This is a genomic window from Streptomyces sp. NPDC054863, from assembly GCF_053610825.1.
The window spans coordinates 1-3,320 of sequence record NZ_JBSGZD010000487.1 but is presented as its reverse complement, the minus strand read 5'-3'; the positions used below and the strand labels follow the sequence as shown (position 1 = coordinate 3,320).

The window sequence follows — 3,320 nt, the reverse complement described above, 5'->3', positions numbered from 1 at the left end:
GCCGCAACCGGCCGCCGCAGGAACGGCCGCAGGTCGGGCAGGTGGTGGACGCCCTGGCTGTTCCTCGCCCCCGCCCTGCTCCTCTTCCTGTACTTCAAGTTCATCCCCATGCTCAGCGCACTGACCATGTCCTTCCAGGAGGTTCAGCCCTACCTGGGGAACAAGTGGGTCGGCACCGAGAACTACGCCACGGTGCTCCAGTCCCTCGGTTTCCGCGAGGCCGCGTGGCACACCGTCGTCCTCGCCGCCGGACAGACGGCCGGCTCGATGGCTCTGGGCCTCGCCCTCGCGCTGCTGATGGAAGGGCAGAGCCGCCGCCTGGGGTTCGTGCGCTCCGCGGCGTTCCTGCCGGTGGTGGTGCCCATCGCGGTCGTCGCCGAGCTGTGGCGGATCATGTACCACCCGACCGAGGACGGGATGCTCAACTCCCTCCTCGGCCTGGTGGGGTTCGGCCCCTCGGGGTTCATCAACGACCCCCACTCGTCGATGGCCTCCATCATGGTCACCGGCATCTGGCGGGGCGCCCCCTACGACATGATGATCTTCCTCGCCGGTCTGACGAGCGTGGACCGCGGTCTGTACGAGGCCGCCAAGGTCGACGGCGCGTCCAGGTGGCAGCGGGTCTGGTACGTGACGGTGCCCGGACTGCGCTCGGTGTTCTCGATCCTGTTCATCCTCGCCGCGATCCGTGGACTGCGGGTGTTCACCGAGGTGTTCCTGCTCACCAACGGAGGGCCCGACGGCTCCACCGAGGTCGTCATGACCCTCATCTACAAGCTCGGCCTTGAGCAGAACCGGCTCGGCGTCGGCGCGGCGGGAGCCGTCCTGCTGTTCGTCGCGACCCTGATCCTGACCGTCGTCGTCCAACTGCTGCGGCGGAGGGAAAGCAAATGACCGTGCCGACCAAGTCCGTGTCGACCAAGACCGTGCAGACCGGGCCCGCGCCGACCGAGACCGCGCTGGGCCTGACCGAGAGCCGCAGCGTCGGCGGACGGATCCTGAAGGCCGTCATCTACCTGCTGGTCCTGATCGTCTTCGGCGGGCCGCTGCTGGCTCTGCTCGTCAGCGCCTTCGGTCACGTCAAGGACCCGACACAGTTGAGCGTCATTCCCTCGGGAGTCACGCTGGACAACTTCGGGGTCGCCTTCGACCAGGGCGTGCTCACGTACCTGCTGAACTCGTTCTTCGTGGTCGGATTCGGGCTGCTGCTCCAGGTGGTCGTGTCCGTCCTGGCCGGATACGCGCTGGCCAGGAAGGTCTTTCCCGGGATGACGCTGGTCCTCGTCGCCATCCTGGCGACGCTGATGCTGCCCGAGGAGATCCTGGCCCTCCCGCTGTCCCTGATCCTCGCCGACCTGCCGGTCCTGCACTTCAACCTCATCGGCACACTGGCCGGAATGATCGTCCCGCTGGGCGCCTGGGGATTCTCCATCCTGGTGATGACCGAGTTCATGAAGGACGTGCCCCGAGAACTGGAGGAGGCCGCCCGCATCGACGGCGCCGGTGATCTGCGCATCTTCGTCCAGATCATCCTGCCGATGTGCAAGCCCGCCCTGGGCGTCATCGGGGTCTTCGGCTTCACGATGATCTGGGACCAGTACCTGCTGCCCCTCCTCGTCTCCGTCGACGCCTCTTCCTACACGCTCCCGCTGGCACTGCGGACCCTGCGGATCGACCCCGACGTCACCCCCGGCGTGGTGATGGCCGCGGCCCTGCTGGCCCTGCTGCCCTCCGTGATCGTCTTCCTGTTCTTCCAGCGTTCCTTCGTCAGCGGTCTGTCCTCCGGCGCCCTGAAGGGCTGACCCCGCAGCCGCGGCAGCCGCTGCGCGCGGCCGACAGGACGGCCGGCCTTACTGACGTACCCGCACACTCCGTACGCCCCGCACACGCCGCACGCCGGGTCGCCTGCCCGGCCACCCCCGAACTGGAGCCGTACACCCATGACTTCCCCCTCCTCGAAATCCCCGGAGACTTCCTGGTTCACCACCGCCCGGTTCGGCATGTTCGTCCACTGGGGCCTCTACTCCCTCGCCGCACGGCACGAATGGGTCAAGAACCGGGAGGAGCTGACCGACGAGCAGTACCAGGTCTACTTCGACCACTTCGACCCCGACCGCTACGACCCGGTCCAGTGGGCCAGGTCGGCCAGGGCCGCGGGCATGCGGTACGTCGTCCTGACCGCCAAGCACCACGACGGCTTCTGCCTGTGGGACAGCGCCCTCACCGAGTACAAGGTCACCAACACCCCGCACGGCCGCGATCTCGTCGGCCCGTTCGTCGAGGCGTGCCGCGCCGAAGGGCTGAGGGTCGGCCTCTACTACTCGCTGATCGACTGGCACCATCCGTCCTTTCCCGTCGACGGCACCCATCCGCAGCGCGACGACGAGGAGTTCAAGGCCAAGCACGCCGACCGGGACGTCCGCGACTACCAGCGCTATCTGCACGGCCAGGTCCGCGAACTGCTGACCTCGTTCGGACGCGTCGACTACCTGTTCTTCGACTTCTCGTACGCCGGGCGCACCTGGTGGGGCGGCAAGGGACCCGACGACTGGGACTCCCCGAAACTCCTGGAGACGATCCGTGAACTCCAGCCGCACGTACTCGTCAACGACAGGACCGGCCTTCCCGGCGACTTCGTCACCCCCGAGCAGTACCAGCCCTCGGGACCGATGACCCAGGACGGGCGCCCCGTGCTCTGGGAGGCCTGCCAGACGCTCAACGGGAGCTGGGGCTACGACCGCGACAACCTCGACCACAAGAGCGCCGACCTGCTGATCCGCATGCTCGTCGACGGGGTGTCCAAGGGCGGCAATCTGCTGCTCAACGTGGGTCCCACCGGCCGCGGCGAACTCGACCCGCGCGACGCCGCGGTCCTCGGGGAGATCGGCCGGTGGACGGAGCTGCACGAGAGGTCGGTACGCGGCTGCGGCCCGTCCCCGTACACCGCCCCCGCGGAATGCCGGTACACCCAGCGCGGCGACCGGCTCTACGTCCACCTGTTCGCCTGGCCGCTGCGTCATCTGCACCTGCCGGGCCTCGCCGGCCGGGTGCGTTACGCCCAGTTGTTGAACGACGCGTCCGAGATCGTCCGGATCCACATCGACCCGGACCGGCCCGCGGTCAACACCGAGATGGGCGGACAGCCCGCCGGGACGCTCACCCTCCAGATCCCGGTCCGGCGCCCCGACACCCCCGTACCCGTCATCGAACTGTTCCTGGACACCTCGGCCGACGAGGCCGACCGGTCCGACGGCTGAGCCGGATCCCGATCCACCACTTCACGGAGGCATCATGCAACGACGCACGTTCCTCATAGGTAC

General features: G+C 68.1%; 3 protein-coding genes. All 3 read left to right on the top strand.

From position 1 onward, the window contains the following. Window positions 1–894: carbohydrate ABC transporter permease (locus ACWGIG_RS38055; protein ID WP_453326300.1), on the top strand; the 894-nt coding region annotated here is incomplete at its 5' end. Further along, the gene (locus ACWGIG_RS38050; RefSeq protein WP_453326299.1) at window positions 891–1,802 is read left to right on the top strand and encodes a carbohydrate ABC transporter permease; all 912 of its coding nucleotides are present in this window, start codon (window positions 891–893) and stop codon (window positions 1,800–1,802) included. The genes ACWGIG_RS38055 and ACWGIG_RS38050, both read left to right, overlap by 4 nt. 138 nt (window positions 1,803–1,940) lie before the next feature. Beyond that, window positions 1,941–3,257: an alpha-L-fucosidase gene (locus tag ACWGIG_RS38045; protein WP_453326298.1), complete on the top strand. Its 1,317-nt coding sequence runs from the start codon at window positions 1,941–1,943 to the stop codon at window positions 3,255–3,257. The last annotated feature ends 63 nt before the right edge of the window (window positions 3,258–3,320 follow it).